Below are 21,835 nucleotides of genomic sequence, written 5' to 3' on the forward strand. Positions count from 1 at the left end.
TATGAACATGGATTATGGTACAACCGTAATCGTTATCGTTTTAGTCTGTCCGGCGTAATACACCCTGGCCTCTGTTGTTCCAGGGTTCATCCCATGCACAACGCCTTTCACGATAAATCCAACCCTAGAATCTACCACCGAGTAAAGGCCTTGTGCTGTTACATCCAGCGTACTGCCGTCCTCCATTGTTGCTGTGACCTTAATTGGTCGCGTGCTGCCAGCTCGTACCTCCACCTTTTCCAAATCCACATGTAATACGGTTCCTTTCGGTGGAAGCGTCACTGCATGCTTGACACTTTTTAAAATGTTTCCGTTCTCATCATGAATGAAGGTGACGGATTCTACGCCATTTTCTTTAATCGCCTTAATCCGATTGTTTTGATCGTAAACGTACTCATAAAGAGTCCCACCAGGGAGGGGAGCAAAAACAGTAAAGGAAACACTCACCGGATAACTCTCGGTATTGGTCAATTTGATCGTGTAATTCCCCATCCCCAGCTCATAATTGATTTCTGAAGGAGTTGGCGCCTCCTTTGGTGTTACGGCATTTCCATTGGACAGTACCGTGACAACCGGATATTTATTTGTCTGATTTTTCAATTGTGTCACCATGCGATACTTGCCAGGAATGGTTGTATTCATGGTCATCTCTACCGTTTGACCAGGCTGAAGCGTAATTTCCTTTGGTTGGTTAAAGGTAAAAGCCTCTCCCCCTGGCTTTACCAGAAGCGTACCGTATAAGGAATCGTTTGCGACAATCTTTACATAATAGGTTTTTCCTGCAACAAATACGGGGTTGACTCTTCCATTCGCTCCCGCGGCAATCTCCTCATGTGGCTGCAAGTTAGCTGCTTTATAGACGGATATGGTTGCATTTGCAGGTGAACCCGAATCATTGTTTAACGTGAATGAATAGGTTCCATTTATTCCAGCAACGATTTTCATGTATTTCGCCTCTTTTGCAGGGAAATACATCCGCACTGGGCTATTCTCGACCATTCCATTAAAATTGCCTTCTGCTGGTTTCGTTTCAACCGTAATCGAGCTGCTGTAGCTGCTAATACCGGCTGAAGTATACGCCCAAAGTCTTATGGTATACACACGCGCAGGCTGAAGACCCGTGATCGTATGGTTGGTAACGTCGCCCACTTTTTTGATTCCGCCGCCATCGACTTGGACTCCGTAGTCAATGGCACCGACAGATGGGCTCCAATAGATTTTGAGTGAATTCGTTTCGGCCTCTGCGTTCACGATACTCGGTGCATCTGGCTTATCTTCTACTGTTAAGCTACCGCCGTAATAGGCCACAATCGGCTCTGTCACTTGGATATTTTCATACGTACCTGATCCGATTTCCCGCCCTGTCCAGTTCAGCTCCCACTGACCGGAAGTTCCTGTTGTCGTGAATTTTTTAGCAGGATCAAATGGGACCACTTTGGCCGCAATCATTTCTCCAGAGGTAAGCTGCGTGTATGTTCCATCCAATGTAAAGGTGTCATCAAGGTCCATGACTCTTTTGGCAACCGGTGTATAGATCACGATCTTCGGAAGTGCCTCTACCAGTCGAACTGAATAGTTAACAGCTGGTGTCCAAGCTCCCCGGTTATCCTGCGCCTGCACTGTCCAGTAAATGGTTTGTTGCAGCATATCTTTTGAAAGGGGGAAGGAATATCTGCTAACCACTTGTCTGTTTTGGGAGGCCTCCGGGATTAACTCTTCCTTTTCACCAAGCTCGTTTCCGCCTGGTGTGATGCCTACTCGTAATTTTGTCGCAACGATTTTGTCCGTGACATCATTTTCATTGAGTGTATAGTTGATGACCCCTGAAAGTCCTCTGTCCAATGTGACAAACTCTGTACTTTGTACGACAGGAGCTTGATTGGCAGCCAGAACACTGAAATTCAACTTCGCAGTGCCACCATAAACATAAACAGGCGTCTTCGGCATAATCGAGCGAATTCGTGCTTCCACTCGGGCATTTTTCTCGATCACACTTGTATCAAACACGTAGGAACGTGCTGTGCCCGTCAATTTTTCGCGGATCGTTGAAGTGACATGCCCACCTTCGCTAATGTAAATGATCAATTCTTGCGATTCAATTTTACTGGAGTGCCCACCGTAGCTTGCGTAATCCCAGGTCAGGGAAACCTTTTCTCCTTTTGAAATTTCGGTTCCATCGCTCGGAGATTTCCACTTAGCGACAACCACAATGTCTTCCTTTTCGGCTTGCGCTCTCATGTCCAAGGTGAAGTCTACTTTTTCACTGAGTGATCTTCCGGACTTTTGGTCGACTGCCCAGACACGAAGCGAGTACAATACATCCGGTTTCAGATGATGGGTAGGCAGGTTGTACAAAAATGGTTGGTTCTTTTCCGAAGCCGTAAATCTCGTCAACTCTTGTGGATCTTCTTCATCCAGCTGATACCAAATGTTTACTTGATCTCCCCTATTCGGGTCCATGGCAAAACCTGATATCGCAACAACATCTTTGCCATCAACGGTAGAGACCGCTGCTCCCACAGCGGGAGAGGTCAAATAGATTTGGGGAGCCGCATTATCGTTAACAGCGTTACTCATGTAGGTAATTTCAGGTGTCCATTTTAGCAAGTCGCCGATGCTGCTTTCTTTTTGATCCACTTGAAACAAGAGCGCATCTCCTTGCTCTACCTCAAGTTCTTCTTGGATTTCCACGCCAATCTCATCGTTGAATTCGATGGATTGCCAGCCAGTGGACGGCCAAATTTGTTCATCGTTTTTCAGCAGTCGGACGTTTACCCCATCGCCCTCATCGACTTGAATTTTGGATATCCAACCGCTGACCTGGATCTTGCCTGATCGTGGTGCTTCCCATTTGATGACAGGATTTGAGCTGCCAACTCTTATCCATGTATTCCCGATGGCCGTGTCGTGATTACTCTTCCATTCTTCTGTTTGCTTGTTCCACGTCAAATCAGTATGACGATCCCCTGACACCTCTTGATAGGACCAATTGTCCTTGCCTTGCAGATCAGAAAATTGCAGCCAATAGGTGTACTTGTCATGAATCGGTTTCACTATCGTGATTGTCTTTTCCATGCTGGTCTGGTTCCCGTCTTTTTCCGTTACCAACACAGTCAGCTGATGTTGTCCCAAGTCCAAATCGCCCACTACTAATAGGTACGAAAAACCCGGTTTTACAGGGGGTGCCTCTGGGTACATTCGCAAAATATCCGGTCGTTCCAGTCCATACTTCGCCTCACCCAATGCAACGCCATCCATCAACACTTCGATTTTTTCCACTTCACTGGCAGTAATGAACCAGCCTGTTAGGTTATAGCTTCCACTAATCTGTTCATTCTCTCCTGGAGCATCAATCGCACCTGTCGTCATGAAAGGGCCGCCCTTCACATGAACAGGCACTTGCTGGACGATGCCAGCAAAGGTGACAGACAGAACGGTATTCCCTGGCGCTAGGCCCGTTAGCACACCAGTTGCGTCTATTTTTGCAATAGCTGGGTCTTGAATCGCGTAGGTAACTTCGCTCGTTACGTCCTTCGTACTCTTGTCCCGATAAGCGGCAACAACAGTGAGAGCAGCAGTCTTTTCTTTCTCCAGATCAATTTTGGAGAGATTGGTAGTGATCCCTGTTACGGGGCCAATTGTTACTTCATTATCGAAGACGAGACTTTCTACTCCCTTTTTGTTGGTGACTCGTACGGTTATTTTGTGCCCGCCTTCAGTGAAGCGCATTGTATCGAGAAGATACTGAAATCCTGCATTTGCATTTTCATAGCGCGGATACAGGGCGAAAATGTCAGGGCGAGGCCCGCCATATACTGCCGTTCCCTGCAACTGTCCGTCTAACAGCACTTCCATTTTGGCTACACCGTCCGGATCAAGCAGCCACCCCTGAATGGTAGTGGTTCCTCCAATTTCTGCTTTGTCCACCGGAATATCGATCTGTCCTTTTGCAACGAGTGGGCCAGATTCTGTTTCCGTCACAACCACTGGAATGATTAGGGTCTGACTTCCATAACTGACTACTATCTTGGTCATTCCCACTTCGAGTCCTGTGACGATCCCCAGCGGACTCACGTGGATCACATTGGAATTCTCGTACGAATATACAGCTTGCGCGGTAACATCTCTTGGATTTTGCCCAGCTGAAGTTGCGGTAATCTGTAGCTTCTGCATTGACGATTTTGCTAAGCTGATGCCTGACTCCGTATGCTTCAAACTATCCGCCGGAGCGACTTCTCCCACCACAAAGCGTTTCTCTGGCAATGGGTATTGTTTTCCTTCGCTATCCGTCACCACGACAGAGACTGTATGATGGCCTGATTGCAAATCGGACAGATTCAACGTATAGCTGAATCCAGCATTCGTATTCTTATAGTCTGGATGCAGCAGGGCAATGTCAGGTCGTACTATACCCGTACTGGCTTGTCCAACTTCTTTTCCATCAAGGAAGACGTGATAACTGGTAGGCGTAGAAGGATGCAAGAACCAGCCCGCTATCGTGTACGTACCATTGATAGTCGCGTCATTTACTGGCGTTTCTATTTCGCCGATTGCTTGTAGTACTTCTGCTGCTGTAATGACGAGCGGTATCTTGATACTCTGATTTCCGTACTTGATCGTAATGCTCGTATTGCCTTGCGCAAGAGCCGTAACCAAGCCGTCTGGACTCACTTTTGCAACGGATGGATCTTCTACTGTGTAAAGGGCTAGCTTCGTCACATCCTGCTTGCTCTGATCCTCCAGCTCTGCTATGACAGTGAGTTGATGTGTCTTTCCTTGAGAAAGCTGCAACTCGGCAATATCTACGTGCAATCCGATTGCCGGTAGCAATTCGACCACCTGAACAGTTCTTGACCCCAGTATCGTTTGATTTCCATCCTTGGCTGTTCCGCGAACAGAAATGGTATGCTTTCCTTTCTGGAAAAGACTCGTGTCGAGGCTATAATGAAATCCCACGTTGTTACCCGGTAAAGAAATATCGGTAATCTCTATTTCAGGACGTGGAACACCATATGTGGCTTCACCGATTACAACGCCATCCACCAACACTTCAACGCTCGAGACGCCGCTTGAAGCGATAAACCAGCCTGTTACAGGGTAGACTCCGCTAATCGTCGCATTGTCTAGAGGACTGTCCAATCCCCCTTGGGACAAACCAGCAGCCGCTTTTACTAAGATCGGTATCGTCAATGTTTGTCCCTGATAGTCGACAATGAGCGTGGTTTGTCCAATCTGGAGACCTGTGATGATTCCGTGATCGGAAATACTGGCAACCGTAGAATCTTCAAGGGTGTACTTCACTTCTCTTGTTACATCTCTTATTTGGTCATTTTGCAAAACAGCCGAAATGATAATTTGCTGTGTATTCCCTTGTGTTAGTTCGACCTTGCTTACATTTGCAGCTATACTCTTGGCTGGTTGTGCACGCTCGAAGGACACGAGGCGCTCTGCCAGGACTTGCTCTTTGCCTTCCTGATTCACAGCCATCACCGTAATGGTGTGCTGTCCTTCCGTTATTTGGGCCGTATCTAAAAAATACTGAAATCCAGAAGTAGCATTTTGATAAGCTGGATAAGCCTGCGCAATATCAGGTCGCGGTTGCCCATAAAGAGCTTCCCCTACTTTTTGCCCATCTACATGGATCTCTATCTTTGATACACCTGCTGGATCTAAATACCAGCCTTTTATGAGAGAGGCTCCCGTCATTGTAGAATGATCCGCTGGACTCTCTACTTCCCAACGCGGTATGAGCGAGATTTTTTCCTGGATTGTGACAGGAATCGTGATGGCTTGTCCTTCATAGCGAATCGTAACAATCGCTGTTCCCATTCCTGTTCCTTTTACGAAACCAGTCGGAGTGACCGTTACGATACTTTCATCCGAAGTAGTGTATTCAGCCAACGTCGTGACATCTTTTAACGTTTTATCTTCGAGAATCGTAGAGACAACGAGTTGATGCGTACTCTCCGCGGTGAGTTCCAGCTTGGAAACATCAGCATGAAGGCCCTCTACTGGCTGCTTACTGCCGATATAGAACGTATTCCCTTCGATAACCGTCTGCTCTCCATTCGTGTTCTGAATGGCAAGCGTAATCGTATGCAATCCTACGGCCATTTCTCTGGTGTCTAGATTATAATGAAAACCTGCGTTTCCATTTTGATACGCTGGATACTTGGCCTCGATATCGGGTCTAGGGTCACCATAGGTTGCTTCTCCAACCTTTCTGCCATCAATCATGATACTGATTTGGGAGACGCCTGCTGGATCTAGGTACCATCCCTTCATCTCATAGGTACCGACAATTAATTCACCATTTTCCGGGGTATCAAGACCACCACGCGGGGTCAAAGGCACCTTTTCACTCACTACTACTGGAATTTCGATCGTCTTGTTTTCAAACTTTACGATCAATCGCGTCTCACCAATACCAGTCGCAGTCACCAGTCCTGATGGGTTTACTGTTGCGATTTTTTCATCGTTGCTGGCATATTTCGCTTCCTCGGTAATGTCTTTGGTCGTGTCATCTGTCATCTTCGCCTTGATCTTCAATAGATAGCTTTGCCCTACGGAAATAGCCAGTTCGTTACGAGAAGATTCAATCGACTGAACCCCGAGAGACTCGGTGCTTCCTATCTCCAGAGCTTTTTCCAGGTTCACCAGCCCTTTGCCATAATAACGTGGCTCTCCTAGAGGTGTTGCACTCTCGACCAAAATATCCCGAATTTCATCGTTGGTTGCCTTTCCCTTTTTCGACCAAATGACTGCTGCGGCACCTGCCACGTGAGGAGTAGCCAAAGAAGTACCAGAGTGCAATTCATATCCTTGGTGAAGGGAAGTACTTAAAATGTCCACGCCCGGAGCCATCAGATCCAACCCCGTGCCTACACTGGAGGTATCCGCACGTTGGTTATCCCGATCAATGGAACCTACCGACATCGTTTCCGGATATTGTGCCGGGAATAATCGGGTATCCTCCCCGAGACCTCGATTTCCCGCTGCTGCAATGACCAGAATCCCCTGTTCATTCGCCCTTTTTATTTGGTCATGCAACGCGCGACTGTCCACGGCCCCACCCGCACTGATCGAGATGATATTCATGTCATTCTGGATGGCCCATTCTATTCCCTGAATCATACTCGAATACTTGCCATGACCTTTTTCATCCAGAACTTTGATCGAATAGACTTCCGCTTCTGGCGCGACTCCTACAATTCCAAGATGATTGTCTTTACCAGCGATCACCCCAGCCACAGCGGTACCATGACCATGGGCATCATCATAATCAGCTTCACCTTCAACATAGGAAATGCCGTCACTCACTTTCAAATCTTCATGACGAGAGATTCCTGTATCCAAAATTCCTATTTTCACATTATTACCTAAGTAATTTTTGCGATGTGCCTGATCAGCACCTATATGCTCGACTCCCCATGGGATCTTCTGTTTGTCTGACAAGTCGATCTCTGCTAACTCTGTGTCACTGTCTTCCTCTATGTACGCTACATTTCGATCTTGAGCTAATTCTTCCATTTCGCTTTCAGTTAAGGTAGCCACCATAATTTTGGAACTGAGTTGTTGCACAGTCGTCCCTTGGATGGCGCTCCTTTTTGTTCGTTTACTGTCCTTGAAACCAATCAAGTATGTTTTGGTTTTTTCAGATGCACGCACCTGCTCAGGAATCGTTTGCAAAAACAGTAAAGAGAGCAATATAAATACGTTACAAATACTGATGGAACGGATGAATTTACTGTTCATCTCTAAAACTCCCTCCCCAATGCCGGTTCAAAACCGAAAGAAAATAAGTACAAGTAAAATTATTGAAATATTCCTTAAACACACAATTCGAATTATAATGAATTCCTTATATTGGATCAACAGGAAATAAAGACAAAAAAAGACGTTCTTAGACAAGAACGCCTTTCTCCTTTCATTATTTATCCCCTCATCTGCCCCGCAATCGTTAAATGCGCCTCACCTGCTACGCGAATAACAGGCTCCTCTTCGGATCGATCGACCGTTACATACAATGTTCCTGGCCGATCAATCGCATGTCCTTGCCCTACGACGAGCTGCGTCACTTTGCCAGCAGGCACCAACTCTTCCAACGCCAGATAGCCAGCCAGTGCCCCGTTTGCAGCACCTGTTACCGGATCTTCCGCAATTCCAATCGCAGGCGCAAAATCCCTCGTATACAAGTCATAGCCTTCAGGGGCATCCCACGTAAACAAATGGGTGGTGGTGATGCTGTGTTTCCTGTTCATTTCTGCGAGCGTTGAGAACAATGGCTGTGCTGCATCGATCGCCTGACGGGTGCGGACTGGAACGAGAAGATGCATATTGCCAGTGGAAGCGAGCTTCATCGGATAGCGATCGTCGAGATCAGCCGGTGCTATGCCAACCAGCCTCGCTACCTCTTCTCTGTCTAAATCAATCTCCTTCACAGAAGGCTTGATTTGGGTCATTTCCACGCGCTGTAACTGACCATCCTCGATCACCAATTGAACAGGAATCAACCCGACGTTTGTCTCAAATACGATACGGCTCCCCTTTTCCAACCATCCGTGTTCTGTTGCCAATAGCCAAGCAGAACCCACTGTCGCATGTCCACAGAAATCGATCTCAACCGTAGGAGAAAAGTAGCGAATCCGAAAATCTGCTTCTGGATGGTCGGTTGGCATCAAAAAGGCAGACTCAGGAAGATTCAACTCATTGGCAATTTTCTGCATTTGTTGTAAAGTCAAAGTACCTGCTTCTGGGATGACTCCTGCAGGATTGCCTGCAAATGGCTCTCTCGTAAAGGCGTCCACATGGTATACGCTCACATGATTCATGGTTCATTCTCTCCTTTTGTTAAACGAATGCTTCTCTTGCTTTTCATCTTAAAGTGAGGCAACTGCGCTGTAAAATGAAGCTTTCGCATACCAACCATGATAGAAACTTCATGAAAGGAGGAGCTCCATGACTTTATTTCAAATGGAAGTCCTTATGGCTGTCACGAATACTGGTAACTTCACGCGAGCAGGAGAACAAATCGGATTGAGCCAGTCGGGTGTGAGTCATACCATCGGCGCACTGGAGAAAGAGCTCGGCATCTCCTTGTTCACCCGCAATCGCAGCGGGGTTAAGCTAACCGAAGCTGGCGAAAAAATCGTCGCCTCTGCCCGGACCATATTGGAAAACGTCTCGCTGATTAAACAGGTGGCTGCCGAATCAAGCGGGCTTTTGGAGGCAACGATCCGGATCGCTTCTTTTCCCAGCGTGACCTCACAGCTCCTGCCAAAATTGCTGAAGTCGATGCAGAGTCACTATCCACAAATGCAAACAAAGCTATATGAAGGAAGCTATCAAGAAATAAAAGAATGGATTCGCTCAGGAGTTGTCGATGTCGGTTTTCATGTGTGGCCCGATGACGAGCTGGAGGGAGTCCTACTGACGACAGACGCCCTGCATGCTGTCGTGCCAGCCAATCATCCTCTGGCAAAAGAACCCGCTCTTACCTTGGAGCAATTAGCCCGCGAATCGTTTCTCATGCCCATGGCGGGTTGTCACTTGTTGATAGGCGCGGAGTTTGCCCAGGCTGGGCTTACGCCGAATGTTTCCTATGAAATCGCTGATAATACAACGATTCTGGCAATGGTAGAAAGCGGTGTAGGGGTGACAGTCGTTCCGTCGCTGACTCTACCAGCGCAACTACCCGAGGTCGCTGTCATAGAAATCACACCGCCTCTCTCTCGGCAAATCGGCTTGGTTGTACGCTCGCTTCGTGAAGCCCCACCTGCCGTTCAAGCTTTTTTGCGGGAAGCAGAGCGCATTGCACCCACACTATAAAAAGGACGTGCTTCTTCGTTGAAAAAATGGCTCATTCTACTACTCGCTCTCTCCGTGATCAGCAGTGTCATTTTAGGGATTACCATTCAAGCCGGTACGTTGGTGCCATTGATTAACCAGAGCTTTTTAATCGGTCTTTTCCTGTTGATCGTTGGGAGTATTGCCGTCGTGACACGCTCTGGATTTTTCTCTTTATTTCTACGTGGATTCAAGCAGTTGAAAGGGATGTTCTTTCGCAAGCCGCGCATGATGGACAGTGACATCGTTCAGGCAAACGACCCTGCTTTCGAGGAAAAGAAGGAGTCATTCGTGCGAATCGGAACCTCGCTTTTTCTCACGTCGGGCACTGGACTGATTGTCTTCTCGAGCATTCTTACCTGTTTCTACTATTTTTAATCTCACAAGAAAGGGCTGTCCCACCGATCGGGAACAGCCCTTCTTCCTCTCTTACGACTCTATCAAATGACAAGCCACCCAATGCCCCGGATCTGCCTCCTGCCACTTCGGCACTTCTTCCGCACAACGAGGTTGTACGAGTGGGCAACGTGTGCGAAAACCGCAACCACTTGGCTTGTTGGCTGGACTCGGCAAATCTCCCTGCAAAACGATTCGCTCTCGCTTCACCGTCGGATCAGGCACTGGCACAGAGGAAAGCAACGCCTGCGTATAGGGGTGCAGCGGACGCGCGTACAGCTCATGGCTCGATGCAAGCTCGACCATTTTTCCCAAATACATGACGCCAATCCGGTTGGAAATATGCTTGACCATGGACAGATCATGTGCGATGAACAAATAGGTCAATCCGCGATCATGCTGCAAATCCTCCAATAAATTGACGACTTGCGCCTGAATCGAGACGTCGAGTGCGGAGATCGGCTCATCGGCAATGATAAATTCCGGCTCCACTGCCAACGCCCGCGCGATTCCGATCCGTTGGCGCTGTCCCCCGCTGAATTCATGCGGAAACCGCTGCGCATGATCCTTATGCAAGCCCACTAGATGGAGCAGCTCCGCTACACGCTCTCGTCTCATTCCGCGATTCAAATGGTGGATGTCCAAGCCCTCTGCAATGATATCCTCCACGGTCATACGCGGGTTCAGACTGGCTTGCGGGTCCTGAAAAATCATCTGGGCATCTCGATTGAACTGCCCCGCTTCTTTTCCGCGAAGCTGATGAACATTCTTCCCTTTAAACAGCACTTCGCCATCTGTATGGTCATACAGGCGAATGATGGTCCGACCTAGTGTAGACTTTCCGCAGCCACTTTCACCGACCAGTCCGAACGTCTCCCCTTTGTTGATCGAAAAAGAAACACCATCGACTGCTTTCAAATCAAATCCCGTTCCAAGCGAAAAATACTTCTTCAAATCACGAACATCAAGCAAAGCTTCTGTCATACTCCCTGCCTCCCTGCAGCCACCAGTTCTTCGATTCGCGGTGCCCGTGGATCATGGAGCCAGCATGCTGCCTGATGTCCACGACCGAATTCGCTCGTCATAGGCATCTGCTGTTCGCATATTTCCATCGCAAAATCACAGCGGGCAGCAAACGGACAGCCAACTGGCGGATTGAACAAATCCGGAGGACTGCCTTCGATAGGAATCAGCCGTTGCTTTTCGCCTTCATCCAGACGAGGGAGGGATCGCATCAGCCCCCATGTATACGGGTGACGAGGATTCGCAAAAACGTCCTCGACCGTCCCAGTCTCTACCACCATCCCCGCATACATGACAACCATGCGATGAGCGATCTCGGCTACCACTCCCAAATCATGGGTAATAATCACGACCGATAACTCCTGTTCCTCTTGCAGTCGTTTGAGCAAATCCAAAATCTGCGCCTGAATCGTCACATCCAGTGCTGTCGTCGGCTCATCAGCAATCACCAGCTTGGGTTGGCAAGCAAGCGCAATCGCAATGACCACACGCTGACGCATCCCACCGCTGAATTGGTGTGGGTACTGATCGATTCGCTTTTCCGGATCGGGAATACCTACGAGCGAAAGCATCTCGATTGCTCTCTTTCGTGCTTCCTCTCTCGATACTTGGTGACTGCGAACGAACCCCTCTACGATTTGTGTCCCTACCTTCATCGTTGGATTGAGCGCGGTCATCGGGTCTTGAAACACCATGCCGATCTGCGTGCCGCGAATACCCAGCAGCTCTTTTTTGCGCAGGTGACTGATTTCGGCCCCTTCAAAAACAACCTTTCCCCCGACGATTTTTCCAGGTGGATTAGGGATTAGACCCATAATCGCTTGGGCCGTAACGCTCTTACCGCATCCACTCTCGCCTACGATGGCAACCGTCTCCCCTTTGTCCACATAAAAGGACACTCCCCGCACGGCTTGCACCTCGCCACCATACGTCTTGAAATTCACTCGCAAGTTATCGATTGTCAGCAAATGCTGATTCATCCTCATTCCCCCTGTCGTCTCTAATCGCGTAGACGCGGATCAAGAGCATCCTGCAAACCGTCGCCGAATACGTTGAAGGCGAACATCGTCAGCGAGATCATCAACGCTGGGAAAAACAGTCGCCACCAATCGCCCGTCAAAATAACGCCCAAGCCATCGTTTGTCATCGTCCCCCAACTGGCGACGGGAGCTTGTACACCGAGTCCAAGAAAACTGAGAAAGGATTCTGCAAAAATCGCCGATGGAATCGTAAAGGTCAAATTGACGATAATGACGCCAAATGTGTTGGGAATCAGATGCTTTAGCAAAATGCGTGAAAACTTCGCTCCCAGAACTTGCGCAGCCAGAATGAACTCTTGGTTTTTCAATTGCAGGATCTGTCCACGCACCAACCGCGCCATGCCGACCCAACCAGTAGCAGACAGGGCAATAATAATCGTCAGCATTCCCGGCTCCATCACGACCATGAGCAAAATGACGACCAGCAAATAAGGCAGCCCATACAAAACTTCGATAATGCGCATGATGAGCGTATCGATGCGATCCCCTCGTTTGCCTCGTCCTGCCATATAGCCTGCAATTCCCCCGACTGTCACTCCGATGACCAGGTCGATGAGTGCCGCGACGATTCCAATCGTCAAAGAAATCCTCGCCCCATACCACGTACGGGCAAACATGTCACGGCCCAGCTCATCCGTACCGAACCAATGCTCTGCGGAGATTTCCTGATTTTTGGTCAGCAAGCTCTGGTCCGAATAGCTATACGGCACGAGATTCGGTCCAATGATCGCCATGCCAACCAAAGCGAGTATAATGAACAGCCCGAGCATGGCCAGCTTGTTTTTCAGCAGCTTCCGAATGACCTGCTGCCCATTGCTAAGACTCGGTCGTGCAATGACATTCGCCTGTGTATTTTTCGTCAACGGGCGAAATAACGGGTCCACTTTGTGCTCCATCGCCACAGTTTATCTCTCCTTGTTGGTCAGCTTGATCCGCGGGTCAATCAGGGTGTATGCGATATCAATCAGGAAAATGGTAAAAATCAGAATCGCACTGTAAAAAATGGTCGTACCCAAAATGACCGGATAGTCACGGTTGAAAATACCGTCTACGAAATACTTGCCAATGCCGGGAATCGCAAAGATTTTCTCCACGACAAAGGTCCCCGTTATCAAGCTGGCAATCAAAGGTCCGAGAAAGGTGACAACTGGCAGAATCGCATTGCGAATTCCATGTCTGACAACGATGATAAACATGGGAATGCCTTTTGCCTCTGCTGTACGGATGTAGTTCTGGTTCATGACTTCAATCATGCTGGCACGCATGTAGCGGGTAATGATCGCAACCGGACCAAAAGCGAGCGCCAGTGACGGCAGTATCGTATGCATCCAGGTACCCCATGTCGCAACGGGAAAGAGCGGCAGCTTGATCGCGAAAAAATTGATCAGAAGCGGTGCCATAATGAAGCTCGGGATCGCTATCCCCATTACTGCAAGCGCCATGGCAACGTAGTCCAGCCATTTGTTGCGATTGAGCGCTGCGATGATGCCCAATGAAATTCCGAAAAGGAGTGCGATCCCGATCGCTTGCGCCCCCAACCAGGCAGATGCACCAAAGCCATCGGATATCATGTCATTGACTCCACGCGAGTCTGATTTGATGGATGGACCCAAGTCGAGCATTAACAGATTTTTCAGATATAAAATGTATTGAACAGGCAACGGCTCGTCCAGGTTGTATTTGGCACGTAAATTATTGAGAATTTGCTCTGGCAGCTGATCCGACTCGGAGGCAAACGGGTTCCCCGGAATGGCATGCATCAAGGCAAACGTCAGCGTCACGATAATCCACAGGGTGACGAACATCATCAAAATACGTTTTACCAGATAGTTTGACATGGAAGTCCTCCTCGTTTACTTAGCCAGCGCGTAAATGGCATGCGCGTAAATCGCCATGGCACGCAGCAGGTCGTCAATCTCGGCATATTCATCAGCCAGATGGGCCATGGATTCCTTGCCTGGAAAGAGCGGGCCGAAAGCAACACCATACGGCATGATTTTGGCGTAGGTAGCTCCCCCTGAGGAAAGAAGGGTTGCTGGCTCTCCTGTGTGCTCCTCGTACACCCGCGACAAGGTTTGGATCACAGGATGATCTTTGGGTACATAATGCGACTTGGATGTCCGCAAAGCAGAAATCGTCCAGCCCAGTTCTACTGTCCTTTGCTTCAATTTCTCAACGTATTCCTCACAGGAAACCGTAGCTGGATAACGTATATTGAGCCGAACTGTCCCCCCCTCGCTGGAATCGTAATGCAAAATCCCCGCGTTAACCGTCAGCTTGCCGGATACCTCATCCTCGCAGACCATATGTAGGTGGTGCGCAAAATAATCCTCATGCAGCACATCAGACAACATCGCAAGAAAGGACGAACAGGAGCCACCAAACGGGTACGAGCGCAAGAAAGTGGCCAATAAGGTTCCTGCGTTCACGCCTTGGAATGGTGCCATCCCATGAGCCGGCTTTCCTGCGAGCGTGAATTGCAATTGTCCCAGCCCTACCATTTCCATCCGACCCGTTGTGTGCTGTTCATTCAGAAACATTTCCCACTCTTCCGCCAAGCGAGAAAGGATGACCTCCTGACGTGCCTGTGAACCTAGGCGCACAAGAGCGACTGCTTTTTCCGGAACACTGTTGCCTTGATCACCGGAGACAAATGACGCTAACTGCCAGGCTCCATTTTGTTCGATTGGTTCCATCGCTGGAATCGTCAATGTTGGATTGATCTGTCCCTTCTCGGCATGAGTCATCGGGAAGGAGGAATCCGGTGAGAAGCCAATCGGCGGGATGCGATCATGCCGGGCAAAATGCTTCATGCACAGCCAGCCGCTCTCTTCATCCGTTCCGATGATCATTCGTACGCGTTTTGTCAGTGGCAAGCCTGAATCCTTGACTAGCTTCAACGCATAGTACGCAGCCATCGCTGGGCCTTTATCGTCAATCGCTCCCCGCGCATAGATGCGACCGTCGCGAATGCTCGGCTCAAAAGGCGGGGTCGTCCAACCTTCTCCCACCGTGACGACATCGATATGAACGAGGACACCGACCTCTTCTTCCCCGTCGCCGAACTCGATTGTCCCTGCGTACCCTTCTAGGTTTTTGGTCTGGAAGCCATCCAACTCACCGCGTGCAAGCATCGCTTCAAGCGCAGCGGCAACGCCTTCGCCAAACGGCTTTCCTTCTTTTGCCGTCGCCATATCTTCTATGCTGTTAATGGAAAGAAAGGCTTTTAAATCATCCAGATACTGCTCTTTTTGCAGAAGTGCTTGCTTCTTCCAGTAATCGCTCATGAGCGTTCCCCTGCTTTCATCCGATGTAGAAAGGCAAGAAACGATTCTCCTTTCGAGGAAATCTGACTCCCCTGTCTCCCTTTTCCTACTTGAATCAGCTCATCCTGCTGCAAAAGCTTCAGGCGATAGCGCAGCTGTTGCAAGGTAACCGCGTGACCTCTTTCTTGCAACTGCGCAAGAAGCGTATAGCGTCCACCGCTTCCTTGCCCCAGCTCCTGCAAAATAGCCGTGATTTCATCCAGAAATCCTCGTTTTTTATATTCGGTAACGATGATTTCACATTCGTTGTTTAGACCATCTACAGGCAATAGCGCTTCCGGTATTTCCCGCAGAAACGGCAAATGATACGGATACGCTTCATCCTCCACGACATGCGCTAAATACTCGATTACATTTTCGAGCTCGCGAATATTTCCAGGCCAATCGTACTCATGGAGAGCCCGCATCGCTTCATTAGTCAACGTAAACGGCGGGCGGCGCAAATCATAGGAATATTTCTTCATAAATTGATGGGCCAACCATGGGATATCCTCTCGTCTGTTCCGAAGCGGCGGCAAATGTATCGGCAGGATATTCAGGCGATAGTACAAATCCGCACGGAAGTCCCCTTCCGCAATCATCCGCTGCAAATCTTGATTCGTTGCGGCGATGACGCGAATATCTGTCGGGATGATCTTACTGCCGCCAACACGCATAATCTGGCGCTCTTGCAAGACACGCAGCAGTCGGTTTTGAATGACCGCGCTGGCATCTCCGATCTCATCTAGAAAAATCGTCCCTTTGTGGGCCAATTCAAACCAGCCGATATGTCCACCTTTACGCGCTCCGGTAAAAGCCCCTTCTTCATAGCCGAACAGCTCGCTTTCCAAAAGAGATTCCGATATGGCAGCGAAGTTAACCCCAACAAACGGCTCTCTTCTGCGTGGCGAAGCATTGTGGATAGCCTGGGCGAGCAATTCCTTCCCTGTCCCTGTTTCTCCCAACAACAGCACGGTGGAGTTGCTTCTTGCGATTTTGCGGGCAATCTGAATCACTTTTTGTACAGGCGCGCTCTCCCCATAGAAATCATCAAATTGGTACTTGGCTACCAATCCTTTGCTGTAAAGGCGCATGCGATAATCATGCTCCAGCTTTTCAATTTCTGCAGCCTGGCGAAACAAGAGCAGACTCCCGAGAAAGCTTCCTTCCATGACGATGTGCATTTTGCGGAAAAAGTAGGTTTTGTTCGCCCAATCTACCAAAACGTCTTTGTTCTCTTCACACTGCCGGATCAATTGATAAAAATTCGCAGGCAAGCAATTGGAGGCCCGCTCACCGACGACTTCATTCCCTTCCATCTGCAACGTATCGATTGCTTTCTGATTCACAAAACGGATGTTTTCTTTTTCATCCATGGCAATCACCGCGTCCTCGATCCGATTGACGATGGCCTCCAAATATTTGCTCAACAGATGCGCATGCTGAATCTCGTTGTTCAGCTCTTTGGTAATATCGACCAACGATTGCATGGCGCGTGCGGTGACCTTTTGAAAATTGCCGTTTTTAAAATGAGAGTAGATGGCAAGCCACGTAGATAAATCGATGATCCGATACCCGATATCGACAACTTTGCGAATATGCGGGGGGACATGCTCTGCCTCTCCTGGCGTTACAGCAATCTCGATGTCAGGTGGATAGTCGGCACCTGGATAATAGGGATACAGTTCAAAATCCATTCCAGAGGCACGCAGCAATTCCACATTTTCTTCAGCAGTCTCCTTAGTATCACTGACGAGAAGCACTTTCACGCCTTTCGGAATTTCCAGCATGCCGCGCAAATTATGATATGGTAGCATTCGCTTGGCAATAATGATGCTGTTTTCTTTTGGCACATATGGTTGTACAAGTGGGACGATGCTTTTGGTGGATACAATGACGAGGGCACCAGGCGTGATCGGGCGTAACGGAAGCTGGTCGACTCGCATCGCCTCGACATGGATATCATCGCCGATTCCCAATTCATGATATTGACTAACGACAGATTGCAGAAACTCATCCATTCTCGCAATAAATATGATCGATTTTTTGTCCATATCAGCCGCTCCAAGATGAAAAGTGAAGACAAGAACGTTTGGAATATTCGATCTTGTCTTCGGATTATTGTACTATTTATTGCCGACTTCTACCCATTTGTAGTCGATCGTGCCGACTGGGTGACGAACGATGCCTTTCACGTTTGGTTGCTCCATAAATACTTTTGTGCCGAAATAGATAGGTACGAGCGGCATATCATCCATGAAAATTTTCTCGGCGTCATGCATGAGCTTGAAGCGCTCTGTTTCGTCGGCAGTGTTGCGAATCTTCTCAACCAGTGCGTCATACTCTTTGTTGCTGTAGTTGACACGGTTTCCTGGATGGTCAGTCACGAACAGCTCAAGGTAATTGACCGGGTCCCCGTAGTCGGCCGGAATTGTCGAGCGGGAGAATTGAAGACTGCGGGCACGCTGTTCTGCCAGGAATACTTTCCACTCTTTGTTTTCCAGCTTCACATCTACTCCGAGATTTTTCTTGTACATTTCCTGCAAAACTTGCGCGATGGCCTTGTGCGCATCACTGGTGTTATACGTCATGGTGACAGGCGGGAGGGTTGTCCAGCCTTCTTCTTCCATCCCTTTTTTCAGCAGTGCTTTTGCTTGCTCTACATCGTTATCCTGGAAGAAATCCCCGCCCTTTGTGCGGAAGTCCGCTCCGTCTGGCTCAGGGAAGCCCAATGGCACGTGGGCCATGGCAGGCGTCTGTTTCCCCTGCACCACATTGTCGATCAGGGTCTTGCGATCGATGGCCAGCGCAAATGCTTTACGAATATTGGCGTTGGTGAATGGAGGCATTTTCGTGTTCATCCGGTAGTAGTAGATGGACGCTTCCGTTTCTACCTTTGCTTCTCCAGAATCGATCAACTGTTTCTTCATATCGTTTGGAACGGTCTGGATCATGTCGAGCTGACCTGTTTTATACATTTGGAATTGCGTATTTTCATCGTTGACCATGACAAATTCGATTCCCGCATATTTGATCGAATCACGGTCCCAGTAGCCCTCGTTTTTCGCCAGCTTCACTGATTGGTCATGAACCCAATCTTCCATTTTAAAAGGTCCATTTGTCACGATGCTTGCAGCGCCTTCCGCCCATTTCGGATTGCTCTCCACGACCTTTTTATTCACCGGGAAGAAGGTTGGCTGTGTCAGGATGTGGAGGAAATAACCTGTTGGCGCCTTCAGCTTCACTTCAAACGTCTTCTCGTCTACGGCTTTTACCTTCACACCGTCTGCATTTCCTATTCCTTTGTTGTACGCTTCGGCTCCATCGATGTAATAGGCGAGAAAAGCAGACGGGAATGCGTTGTTCGGATCGACAATGCGCTTAAACGCAAACTCGAAATCCTGCGCTGTCACTAGTTCGCCATTCGACCATTTGCTATCGCGCAAGGTAAAGGTATACGTTTTTCCATCCTCACTCACTGCCCATTTCTCAGCCATGGCTGCTTGCGGCTTGTGATCCTTGTCTAGTCGAACCAAGCCTTCCATTGTGGCATTCAAGACTTCATTGGAGGTACTGTCAAAGCCTTTTGGCGGATCGAGCGAAGGCGGCTCTGTTTTCAGGTTGAGCTTGAGTTTTGCAGCGACATTCGCTTGTCCACCTGTTTCTGTGGACGTTTGACCTGCTGTACCTCCCCCTACTGGCTGTGTCGGCGATGTCGACTGACTACAACCTGTAATGGCTAGGACAGTGACGAGTGCAGCGGTACTAAGCAGCTTCCATCCTTTTCGCATGTTCATTGCATGTGACCCCCTTTTCTTTTTGAACAACGTTTAGCCTGTGTTGCTTTATGAATAAACGGCACTGCTGGGAATGCCATTTATACACGTAAAGAAAAATCCGTCTTGGCGAGACGAAAGGAGGTCTCGATCCTTCCAACAATGTTGCCACTCATGTTTGTAATAGGCGGGTTGGTATATTCGGTGAGTGTTTCCAAACGACCGTCCATGCCGATTCCCAGTTGACGCAGCACTTCATTGACGACCGGATTAATCGCTCGTGGTCCACCATCCTCGATTTTGATGGCTATGCCCAGTCCTGTTTCTCTATCACCCAGGCAATACACCGACTCTGCGCCTGCCTTCCCTACGATACGGCCGCCAAAGGCTGACATGAGGTCTGTGCAATATCGATTCTCGCCTCCGACCATTTCGGGATGAGCGGTCATGGCATCCGTAATTCGCTGAACGGCTTTTCGTCGCTCTGGATTCGCGATCACCTCAGGTCTCGCCAGCTTGGCGAATGCCCACGCGTAATGTGCGAGCGGTAATTGATGGACGGGAACACCACATCCATCTGTCCCGAGCTTGATTTTGTCTTTGGGGTAGCCTGTTAAGTCCTCGACTACTTCGAGAATCCGCTGTTGAACCGGATGCAGAGGCAAATGATAAGTAGTCACGTCCTCCCCCATATGTGTCGCGGTGGCGATCATGCCGGAGTGCTTACCGGAGCAATTCGAGAAGACGGGCGTAAGTGGCTTGCCCTCCCGGATCAGCTGTTTGTAGCTCTCCTCATGGCGTGGCACATGTGTCCCGCATTGCAATGCCACTTCTGGCTGACCTGCTCGCGCAAGCATAGAGAGCGCCCGCGTGCGATGGCGTGGCTCTCCACTATGAGAAGCGCAACAGAGCGACAGATCAGCCGGCTCAAAACCATACCGATCAGCCGCCCCCGTCTCGACAACCGGAATCGTCTGCAACGGCTTCATACTGGAGCGTGCATATGTAAGGCGATGGGGATCACCATACGAATAAAGCAATGTCCCCTGCGAATCAACGACTGCGATATGTCCAAGATGAGAGCTCTCTACCTGTTCTCCCCGGTATACGTTGGCAACGACGTTCATAGCAAGTCTCCTTTGAGTGTGAATAGTAGAATGATTGTACTTTTCTACAGTAAGCAATTAGCGTGCCAACGCAAATATATGACAGTTAATATTGAATTTTCTGCTATTTTAACCAGAAGTAACGGGACAAAAATAACGATTAGCACAATGAATAAGTCACCCTATTTGCATTAATGGGTTGTCCTTTTTGGCGATTAGGCTAGCTTTATGATCGAATAAAAGAAAAACACCCCTTTTTATCCCGCATTCGGAAATAGGGTGTCCTGAATAGCCTTCCTTTTATTGTTTAGCAACGCGCTGCATATCCGCTTCGACCATCATGTGAATGAGCTCTTCCAACTTCGTTTTCGGTGTCCAGCCGAGTTCTCTTTTCGCTTTTTCCGAATTGCCCAACAAAATATCTACTTCTGCTGGCCGATACAATTCCGGGTCAATCACGACGTAATCAAGGTAGTTTAACCCAACATAATCGAAGGCGATTTTGCACATGTCTTCCACTGTCGAAGTTTTTCCTGTCGCAATGACATAGTCATCCGGCTTATCCTGCTGAAGCATCAGCCACATCGCTTCCACGAAATCGCCAGCAAAGCCCCAATCCCGCTTCGCCTGAATATTCCCCAGCCGCAGTTCCTTTTGCTTGTTCGCGGCAATCTTTGCGACTGCATGCGTCACTTTCCTCGTAACGAATTCCAGCCCACGCAAAGGTGATTCATGATTGAATAAAATGCCGTTGGTGCTAAACATCTGAAAGCTTTCCCGATAGTTTTTGGTCGTCCAGTAGCCAAACAGCTTGGAGACTGCATAAGGGCTTCTTGGATAAAAAGGCGTTTGCTCCGATTGCTGTGGTTCCTGGATCAATCCGTACAGCTCACTTGATGAAGCCTGATACATTCTAATTGCAGGGTCCGTTTCCCGAATCGCCTCCAGAACATGCAAGACACCCATTCCCGTTACTTTCGCCGTCAAAATAGGCTGCTCCCACGACGAACCGACAAAGCTCTGCGCACCTAAATGGTACACTTCCTCTGGTTTACATGCCTTTAGCGCACGTGTCAACGACGACACATCCAACAGATCACCGTCCTTGTACTCTACGTGATCTGCGATATTCAAATACTCCAGCCGCCACCTGTCCATCGTGCTCCGGCGTGGTACCAGTCCTACTACATGGTACCCCTTCTCCAGCAAAAATTTTGCTAGGTAGGCGCCGTCCTGACCTGTGATTCCTGTGAGGAAAGCTGTTTTCATGAACGACTACTCCCCTTCTTCAGGCTGTGCCGTAATGTTCATTCCGGTAAGTTCCCTCGAGCATCTCTTAAGCT

Annotated in this window: 13 protein-coding genes; 2 read left to right on the top strand and 11 right to left on the bottom strand. The window is 48.8% G+C overall.

Annotated features, from left to right (window positions below):
- Nucleotides 1–12 precede the first annotated feature (12 nt).
- Together ACFYU8_RS11080 and ACFYU8_RS11085 are read right to left on the bottom strand one after the other, a co-directional pair.
- The gene (locus tag ACFYU8_RS11080; protein ID WP_390298210.1) at nt 13–7,755 is read right to left on the bottom strand and encodes a S8 family serine peptidase; all 7,743 of its coding nucleotides are present in this window, start codon (nt 7,753–7,755) and stop codon (nt 13–15) included.
- A gap of 179 nt (nt 7,756–7,934) precedes the next feature.
- On the bottom strand, nt 7,935–8,831 hold the full coding sequence (locus ACFYU8_RS11085; RefSeq protein ID WP_390298213.1) for a PhzF family phenazine biosynthesis protein: 897 nt from the start codon (nt 8,829–8,831) through the stop codon (nt 7,935–7,937).
- A gap of 127 nt (nt 8,832–8,958) precedes the next feature.
- Here ACFYU8_RS11085 and ACFYU8_RS11090 point away from each other — a divergent pair, with 127 nt between their 5' ends.
- Both ACFYU8_RS11090 and ACFYU8_RS11095 read left to right on the top strand, forming a co-directional pair.
- On the top strand, nt 8,959–9,828 hold the full coding sequence (locus ACFYU8_RS11090) for a LysR family transcriptional regulator (protein WP_390298216.1): 870 nt from the start codon (nt 8,959–8,961) through the stop codon (nt 9,826–9,828).
- Between the two features lie 18 nt (nt 9,829–9,846).
- Nucleotides 9,847–10,224 (top strand): DUF3899 domain-containing protein, encoded by a 378-nt coding sequence (locus ACFYU8_RS11095; RefSeq protein WP_390298219.1) that lies wholly within the window; start codon nt 9,847–9,849, stop codon nt 10,222–10,224.
- 51 nt (nt 10,225–10,275) lie between these two features.
- Here the strand turns inward: ACFYU8_RS11095 and ACFYU8_RS11100 are convergent, their stop codons facing one another.
- The 9 genes from ACFYU8_RS11100 to gmd form a co-directional block, all read right to left on the bottom strand.
- On the bottom strand, nt 10,276–11,226 hold the full coding sequence (locus ACFYU8_RS11100) for an ABC transporter ATP-binding protein (RefSeq protein ID WP_390298221.1): 951 nt from the start codon (nt 11,224–11,226) through the stop codon (nt 10,276–10,278).
- Nucleotides 11,223–12,245: an ABC transporter ATP-binding protein gene (locus tag ACFYU8_RS11105; RefSeq protein ID WP_390298224.1), complete on the bottom strand. Its 1,023-nt coding sequence runs from the start codon at nt 12,243–12,245 to the stop codon at nt 11,223–11,225. Before ACFYU8_RS11105 ends, ACFYU8_RS11100 begins: the two co-directional genes overlap by 4 nt.
- A 20-nt stretch (nt 12,246–12,265) precedes the next feature.
- Nucleotides 12,266–13,201, bottom strand: a complete 936-nt coding sequence (locus tag ACFYU8_RS11110; RefSeq protein WP_390298621.1) for an ABC transporter permease — start codon at nt 13,199–13,201, stop codon at nt 12,266–12,268.
- Nucleotides 13,202–13,210: 9 nt separating this feature from the next.
- Nucleotides 13,211–14,143, bottom strand: a complete 933-nt coding sequence (locus ACFYU8_RS11115) for an ABC transporter permease (RefSeq protein ID WP_390298227.1) — start codon at nt 14,141–14,143, stop codon at nt 13,211–13,213.
- A 15-nt stretch (nt 14,144–14,158) separates the two neighbouring features.
- Nucleotides 14,159–15,592 (bottom strand): dipeptidase PepV, encoded by a 1,434-nt coding sequence (gene pepV, locus ACFYU8_RS11120; RefSeq protein WP_390298229.1) that lies wholly within the window; start codon nt 15,590–15,592, stop codon nt 14,159–14,161.
- Nucleotides 15,589–17,664, bottom strand: coding sequence for a sigma-54 interaction domain-containing protein (locus ACFYU8_RS11125; RefSeq protein WP_390298232.1), 2,076 nt, complete (start codon nt 17,662–17,664; stop codon nt 15,589–15,591). Before ACFYU8_RS11125 ends, pepV begins: the two co-directional genes overlap by 4 nt.
- 72 nt (nt 17,665–17,736) lie before the next feature.
- Nucleotides 17,737–19,407 (bottom strand): peptide ABC transporter substrate-binding protein, encoded by a 1,671-nt coding sequence (locus ACFYU8_RS11130; protein WP_390298235.1) that lies wholly within the window; start codon nt 19,405–19,407, stop codon nt 17,737–17,739.
- 80 nt (nt 19,408–19,487) lie between these two features.
- Nucleotides 19,488–20,513: an asparaginase gene (locus tag ACFYU8_RS11135; RefSeq protein ID WP_390298238.1), complete on the bottom strand. Its 1,026-nt coding sequence runs from the start codon at nt 20,511–20,513 to the stop codon at nt 19,488–19,490.
- 279 nt (nt 20,514–20,792) lie between these two features.
- Nucleotides 20,793–21,761 carry a GDP-mannose 4,6-dehydratase gene (gene gmd / locus ACFYU8_RS11140; RefSeq protein ID WP_390298241.1) on the bottom strand — a complete coding sequence of 323 codons (969 nt, stop codon included), beginning with the start codon at nt 21,759–21,761 and terminating at the stop codon, nt 20,793–20,795.
- Nucleotides 21,762–21,835 lie beyond the last annotated feature (74 nt).

It is taken from the genome of Brevibacillus sp. NPDC003359 (genome assembly GCF_042878995.1).
Classification (GTDB): domain Bacteria; phylum Bacillota; class Bacilli; order Brevibacillales; family Brevibacillaceae; genus Brevibacillus.